This is a genomic window from Microbacterium sp. MRS-1, assembly GCF_000585455.1.
Lineage (GTDB): Bacteria > Actinomycetota > Actinomycetes > Actinomycetales > Microbacteriaceae > Microbacterium > Microbacterium laevaniformans.
Genome location: NZ_JAUF01000048.1, coordinates 49,594 through 55,732, shown reverse-complemented (window position 1 = coordinate 55,732; position 6,139 = coordinate 49,594). Strand labels below are relative to the sequence as shown.

Annotated in this window: 6 protein-coding genes; 4 read left to right on the top strand and 2 right to left on the bottom strand. The window is 68.0% G+C overall.

What is annotated here, in order from left to right; genetic code table 11:
• Positions 1-50 precede the first annotated feature (50 nt).
• Both istB and drmC read left to right on the top strand, forming a co-directional pair.
• Entirely contained in the window at positions 51-866 is an 816-nt protein-coding gene (istB, locus tag AS96_RS09555) for an IS21-like element helper ATPase IstB (protein WP_016464970.1), read from the top strand.
• A gap of 66 nt (positions 867-932) precedes the next feature.
• Positions 933-1,541, top strand: a complete 609-nt coding sequence (gene drmC / locus AS96_RS09550) for a DISARM system phospholipase D-like protein DrmC (protein ID WP_231477205.1) — start codon at positions 933-935, stop codon at positions 1,539-1,541.
• A 111-nt stretch (positions 1,542-1,652) separates the two neighbouring features.
• Here the strand turns inward: drmC and dnaB are convergent, their stop codons facing one another.
• Positions 1,653-3,035, bottom strand: coding sequence for a replicative DNA helicase (gene dnaB, locus AS96_RS09545; protein WP_036288932.1), 1,383 nt, complete (start codon positions 3,033-3,035; stop codon positions 1,653-1,655).
• Positions 3,036-3,492: 457 nt separating this feature from the next.
• Between dnaB and AS96_RS09540 the strand changes: the two genes are divergently transcribed.
• Positions 3,493-4,452: a hypothetical protein gene (locus AS96_RS09540; RefSeq protein ID WP_036288942.1), complete on the top strand. Its 960-nt coding sequence runs from the start codon at positions 3,493-3,495 to the stop codon at positions 4,450-4,452.
• Positions 4,453-4,535: 83 nt separating this feature from the next.
• On the top strand, positions 4,536-5,516 hold the full coding sequence (locus AS96_RS09535; RefSeq protein WP_036288930.1) for a hypothetical protein: 981 nt from the start codon (positions 4,536-4,538) through the stop codon (positions 5,514-5,516).
• A gap of 165 nt (positions 5,517-5,681) precedes the next feature.
• On the opposite strand, the gene rplI is transcribed toward AS96_RS09535, so the two are convergent.
• Positions 5,682-6,134: a 50S ribosomal protein L9 gene (gene rplI / locus AS96_RS09530; protein WP_036288929.1), complete on the bottom strand. Its 453-nt coding sequence runs from the start codon at positions 6,132-6,134 to the stop codon at positions 5,682-5,684.
• Positions 6,135-6,139 lie beyond the last annotated feature (5 nt).

Sequence of the window (6,139 nt, the reverse complement as noted above, 5' to 3'; positions counted from 1 at the left end):
ATCAGCCTGGCCGCTTATGAGCAGGCCGCGAAGAACAGGAACACCCTCCGATGACCACCACCACGACCGCCCCGGCAACCGCGGCCAGCATCTATCAGCAGCTGCGCGGCCACCTCACCGATCTCAAGCTCGCCGACGCCGCCGACGCGCTCCCATCCGTACTCGACCAGGCCCAAGCCGAGGGCTGGTCGCTGACACAAGCCCTTGAGCATCTGCTGCGAGTCGAGATCACCGCGACCGACGCGCGGCGCCTGGCAGGCCGGTTCCGGTTCGCGAACCTTCCCACCGGGCAGACCCTCGCCGACTTCGACCTCGATGCTGCCAGCGGCATCGACCAGTCCCTGCTTGCAGAACTGGGCACCTGCCGGTTCGTCGACACCGCCACCAACGTACTCCTCATCGGCCCTCCCGGCGTCGGCAAGACCCACATCGCGACCGGCCTCGGCCACGCCGCCGTCACCGCCGGCTACCGGGTCTACTTCACCTCCGCAGCCGACCTCGCGGCCCGCTGCCACCGCGCCGCAATCGAGGGCAAATGGTCCACCATGATGCGGTTCTTCGCCGGCCCCACCCTGCTCATCATCGACGAGCTCGGCTACCTGCCACTGCCCGGCGAGGCCGCGTCCGCACTGTTCCAGGTCATCAACCAGCGCTACCTGAAGACCTCGATCGTGATCACCACGAACCGCCCCGTCGGAGCCTGGGGCGAGATCCTCGGCGACGCCACCGTCGCCGCCGCGATGCTCGACCGACTCCTACACCGATCCGTCGTGATCACCCTCGACGGAGCGTCCTACCGCCTCCGCAACCACCACGCCGCAGCAGACGAACTCCGCCGCATCACCACCGGCACCAACCTGCGCTAACCTTGCCCCGCGACCTGAGGAATTCCGATGAGCAACTCTGGGGAAATTCGCTGAGCGCCGTCAGCCGTGCGCGAGATCGCGATCAGCCGGCGCAATCAAGTCAGGATGTTGTTGACCGACGCGGGACTCAGCCCGGCCGACCGGGAGAAGGCCGGGAGCGTGCTGCGCGCAATCGCCGGTGCGAAGACAATGCTGCGCGAGCTAACACCTGTGTGGACTATGCCAGGCAACGAGGCCAACACCGGGCACCTCACCAGCGAGTTCCACCGCATCGTCGGAGCGGCCCGTCAATCGGTAACAGCGGCGACCTACAACTTTCAGGACACGTCGAACATGTGGACCGCGTTGAAGGCTGCCTCCGAACAGCCCGGCGTCGTCGTCACCGTGTACGTGGACGCCGGGGTTGCCGACGGCGCCACAGTCAAGGCCCAGCTTCCGAAGGCCACTGTCTACCGCTCAGCGGTTTTGCCGAACGGCAAGCCAGTGGTCAGCCACGCCAAATTCATAGTGGTCGACCACGAGCTTCTACTCATCACGAGTGCGAACTTCAGCTACTCCGCCGAGAACAAGAACATTGAGTTTGGAATCCTCGTCCGTGACACCGCCCTCGCCACCTCGGTCGAGGCGACGATGATGACCAAACACGGTTCGCTGTTCGAGCTCATCACGGTCTGAGCATCCGGTTATGGGCGACCGCTCACCGGCTCCTTGGCATCGAGAAATGTCCAGATGGACATCGCGTGGACATTTCACCCGCGAAATGGACATCTCAGAAAAATCCCTACATTAACCGAAGTCTCCAGGGGCCATGTCCGTGAAGCGGGAGAAGTGGCCCTGGAAGGCGACGGTGATCGTGTCGGTGGGGCCGTTACGGTGCTTGGCGACGATCAGGTCGGCCTCGCCGGCGCGGGGGCTGTCCTTCTCGTAGGCGGCCTCGCGGTGCAGCAGCACCACCATGTCGGCATCCTGCTCGATCGAGCCCGACTCACGCAGGTCGCTCAGGGCGGGCTTCTTGTCGGCGCGCTGCTCGGGACCACGGTTCAGCTGCGACAGCGCGATCACCGGCACCTGCAGCTCCTTCGCCAAGAGCTTCAGCGCACGCGAGAATTCCGAGACCTCCTGCTGACGGCTCTCGACCCGCTTGCCCGACGTCATCAGCTGCAGGTAGTCGATGACCACCATCTTCAGGCCCACCCGCTGCTTGAGCTTGCGGCACTTCGCGCGGATCTCGACCAGCGTCATGTTGGGGCTGTCGTCGATGTACAGCGGCGCGTCGTTGATGCGCCCGCGGGTCGCCGCGATCGTCGTCCAATCGCGCGAGTCGAGCGTGCCCTTGCGCATGCTCTGCAGCGGAATCGCACCCTCGGCGCTCATCAGGCGCATCGCGATCTCACTGCGACCCATTTCGAGCGAGAAGACGATCGTCGGCTGCTGCGCCTTGATCGCCGCGGCCCGCGCGAAGTCCAACGCGAGCGTCGACTTACCCATGGCGGGACGCGCGGCGATGATGATCATCTGCCCGGGGTGCAGGCCATTGGTCAGCTGGTCGAGACCTGAGAAGCCGGTGGGGATGCCGGTCATTTGACCGTCGCGCCCGCGCGCCGCCTCGATCTCCTCCACCGCGGCATCCACCGCGATCTGCAGCGGCACGTAGTCTTCGGCCTGCTCCGCGCCGGTGACCGAATAGATCTCCGCCTGCGCGTTGTTGACCAGGTCGAGCGCATCGCCCTGACCGTTGTAGCCCATCTGCACGATGCGGGTGCCGGCCTCCACCAGCCGTCGCAGCAGCGCCCGCTCGCGCACGATCGACGCGTAGTAGGCGGCGTTGGCCGCCGTCGGCACGATCGAGGTCAGCGAGTGCAGGTAGTCGGCACCGCCGGATCGCTGCAGGTCGCCGGTCTTGATGAGCTCGTCGGTCACGGCGACGACATCGGTGGGCTCACCGTGCGAGTACAGCGAGAGGATCGCCTCGAAGATCAGCTCGTGCTTCGGCACGTAGAAGTCGGTGCCGCGCAGCGCCTCGATGACATCGGCGACGGCGTCGCTCGACAGCAGCATGCCGCCCAGTGTGCTCTGCTCGGCGAGGAGGTCGTGCGGCGGCGTGCGCTCGGGGCCGCGGCTCTCCAGGGGTCCACCGAAGCGATCCTCGGAGATGTCCGCGATCGACATGCAGTCCCCTTCACACGCTCGATGACCGGTCCCGCCGCGAGACCACACGTCACGTTAGGCACGGGTTCCGACAGTCGCAAACAGGCCTGTGGATAACTCTGTGGATGATGTGCGCGAAACGCCGGACACCCTGTGCACAGCACCTGTGGAAACACGCCGAGCAACCTCAAGATTCACTGACAGAAACATCCTCTGACCCGGGTTTTCCTGACTCACAACCTGTGGATGCGCAATGTGGTTGAAGTACCGCTTGAAGGTTGACGCTGTGGGTGAGGGTTGGGGACAACCATGGGGATGAATGCGCCCTTGTCAAGTCGAGCCGTCCGCCCCGGCGCGTCGGAAGTTTCGCGACAGGGGTCTGGACACGAGTTATATATCTGCGTATCTTCTCTGTTCCAGGCACTCCATGGGTGTCGGCGTGCGCCGGCATCCCGACACATCGTCGTGGGAGGTGAACATGGCAACAATCGCAGTCCCCCCGCTGCGCCGCGGACGATCGACCACCGAGTCGACACGGCGATGGTCGATGCTGGGCGCGCTCGGCGTCGGAGCCGCGTTCGCCTGGTTCGCCATCTCCCTGTTCTCGGGTCCGTCGGCCCACGCCGCCGACGGCACCGACAATCCCCTCGGCTCCTTCGTGGGCGGTGTCTCCAGCACGCTCTCGAAGGTGACCACACCCGTCCTCGACCCGGTCGCAGAGATCCTCTCTCCCGTCGCCGAGACCGTCGCCCCCGTCGTCGAGAGGGTCGCTCCGCCGGTGGGCGGCATCGTCGACTCCGTCGCCCCCGTCCTCGAGCCGCTCGCACCGGTCGGCCAGATCGTCGCCCCCGTCGGCTCGGCGGTCGGCGAGATCGTCAGCCCCCTCGCACCCGTTCTCGCGCCGGTCACCGGCGCGGTGAAGCCCATCGTGGATGCCGCGGCCCCCGTCACCGACGCCGTGAGCTCACTTCCGGTCGTCGGCGAACTCGTGACCCCCATCACGAGCGTCGTCGTCCCCCCTGTCGGTGGCCCGGCATCCCCCTCCGACCCCTCCGCGCCTGCCGTGGGAACTCCCCCCGCCGAGGCCGCTCTGGCCGTGCTGTCGGCCGCGTGGGATCAGACCATGCATGGCGTCGCGACCATGACGACGGCGGCCTCACTCTCGCTCGGCAGCGCCGTTACCTCGTTCGTTCCGGGCGCGGGCGCTGTCGCATACCCGGCAGCGCCCGGAACTCCGACCGGCGGCTGGGGACTTCTCGGTCCCACCCTGGACGCCATCTCGTTCTTCTCCAGCGGAGCTGGATTCTCGTTCGGCGCGGGCGCTGTGCTCGCCTTCGGTCTGTTCGCTGCACACCGCGCCTGGGTGCTGCGACGCCGACCGGAGGACGACTCTGCCCTCCCCGCGCCGGTGTTTGCCACCGACGTCTCCCCTGACTGACGGGGGTTCGGCCGCCTTCCGAGCGGCACGATCCCGCGCGCTGTGCGCGCATACCCCCCAACACTCTCAGGAGAGAAATCATCATGAACACCAACCTCAAGCGCGCCCTGTGGGGCACGCTCCTGGCCGGAGGCATCACGCTCTTCGGCGCAACGGTCGCCCAGGCGGCCGAGACAACGGGTGACGACGGTCTGCTGTCGGGCACCCAGGGGCTCATCTCCGTCGCGGTGCCCGTCACGGTCGCCGGCAACGGCATCTCGGTGCTCGGCGACGCCACCAGCACCGACGCGCAGACCTCGACCCCGTCGATCTCGGTCGGCGGCGCTGACGCGTCGACGAGCGGCTCCGACGGCGCCGGCTCGGGCACCCAGGCCCTCATCGACGTCGTCCTCCCGGTGACGCTTGGCGGCAACGCCGTCTCCGTCCTCGGTGACGCCGAGAGCACGGATGCCGCGACCTCGCAGCCGGCTGAGGCACCCGCAGCGGCGCCGGCGGCACCGGCGGCTCCCGCACCCACCACGAGCGGCTCCGACAGCATCCTGGGCGGCACCCAGGGCGTCGTGAACGTCGCCGTGCCGGTGACCGTGGGCGGCAACGCCATCTCGGTCCTCGGCGACGCTGACAGCACCAACGCCACCACCACGGCCCCCACCGGCACCTCCGGCACGACGACCGACGGCTCCACCACGAGCGGCCTGGACGGCATCCTCGGCGGCACGCAGCTGGGCCTGCCGATCACCGCGCCGATCACGCTCGGCGGCAACGCCGTCGCGATCGTCGGCGATGCCACGACGACGGGGCCGACCACCGGCACCCCCGGCACCCCCGGCAACCCCGGCAACCCCGGAAACCCCGGAAACCCCGGCAACCCCGGCAACCCGGGCAACCCCGGCACGTCGACCACCGGCGGCACCGAGGTCACCGGCATGGTGGCCGTGAGCGGCCCGGTGAAGGCGCTCGCCACGACCGGCGGCATCCTCAACCTGCTGCCGCTGCTGGCAGGGCTCGCCGCTCTCGCGCTGGGGGTGATGCTCACCGCACGCCGCCGCAGCCGCACCGAATGACCCCCGGCGGCGGGGGCCGGCGACCGTGCCTGGCGCCGGCCCCCGCACCGTCAGGGCGTAAACGACGGATGCCGTGACCTCACCTTGGGGGAGGTCACGGCATCCGTGCGGCGTTTCGACGAGGCGCTGCGCGCCTCGCTCAACGACCGGGAAACCCGGCGGGTCTTACTTCGCGGCGACCACCTGAAGGGTGATCACAGCGGTGAGGTCGTCGCGCAGACGCACGGTCGCCTCGTGCTCACCGACGGCCTTGATCGGCGCGGTGATGTGGATCTTGCGCTTGTCGAGCTCGCCGAGACCGGCAGCCTTGACGGCGTCGGCCACGTCGGCGGTCTTGACCGAACCGAAGAGGCGGCCTTCCTTGCCGGCCTTGACCGACAGCTTGACCTTGTTCGACTCGAGGGTGTCCTTGAGCGCGACGGCCTCTTCGTGGTCGTGGATCGCGCGGGCGTCACGGGCGGCGCGGATCGACGCCACCTGCTTCTCGCCACCGCGGGTCCACGCCACAGCGAAGCCCTGAGGGATGAGGTAGTTGCGGGCGTACCCGTTCTTGACCTCGATGACGTCGCCGGCGCTTCCGAGCCCGGCAACCTCGTTCGTGAGAATCAGCTTTGCCATGATGG

What these genes read in the sequence shown, in the direction of transcription:
- rplI (WP_036288929.1), bottom strand. Translation starts at nt 6,134, where the DNA reads ATGGCAAAGCTGATTCTCACGAACGAGGTTGCCGGGCTCGGAAGCGCC.
- dnaB (WP_036288932.1), bottom strand. Translation starts at nt 3,035, where the DNA reads ATGTCGATCGCGGACATCTCCGAGGATCGCTTCGGTGGACCCCTGGAG.
- AS96_RS09540 (WP_036288942.1), top strand. Translation starts at nt 3,493, where the DNA reads ATGGCAACAATCGCAGTCCCCCCGCTGCGCCGCGGACGATCGACCACC.
- AS96_RS09535 (WP_036288930.1), top strand. Translation starts at nt 4,536, where the DNA reads ATGAACACCAACCTCAAGCGCGCCCTGTGGGGCACGCTCCTGGCCGGA.
- istB (WP_016464970.1), top strand. Translation starts at nt 51, where the DNA reads ATGACCACCACCACGACCGCCCCGGCAACCGCGGCCAGCATCTATCAG.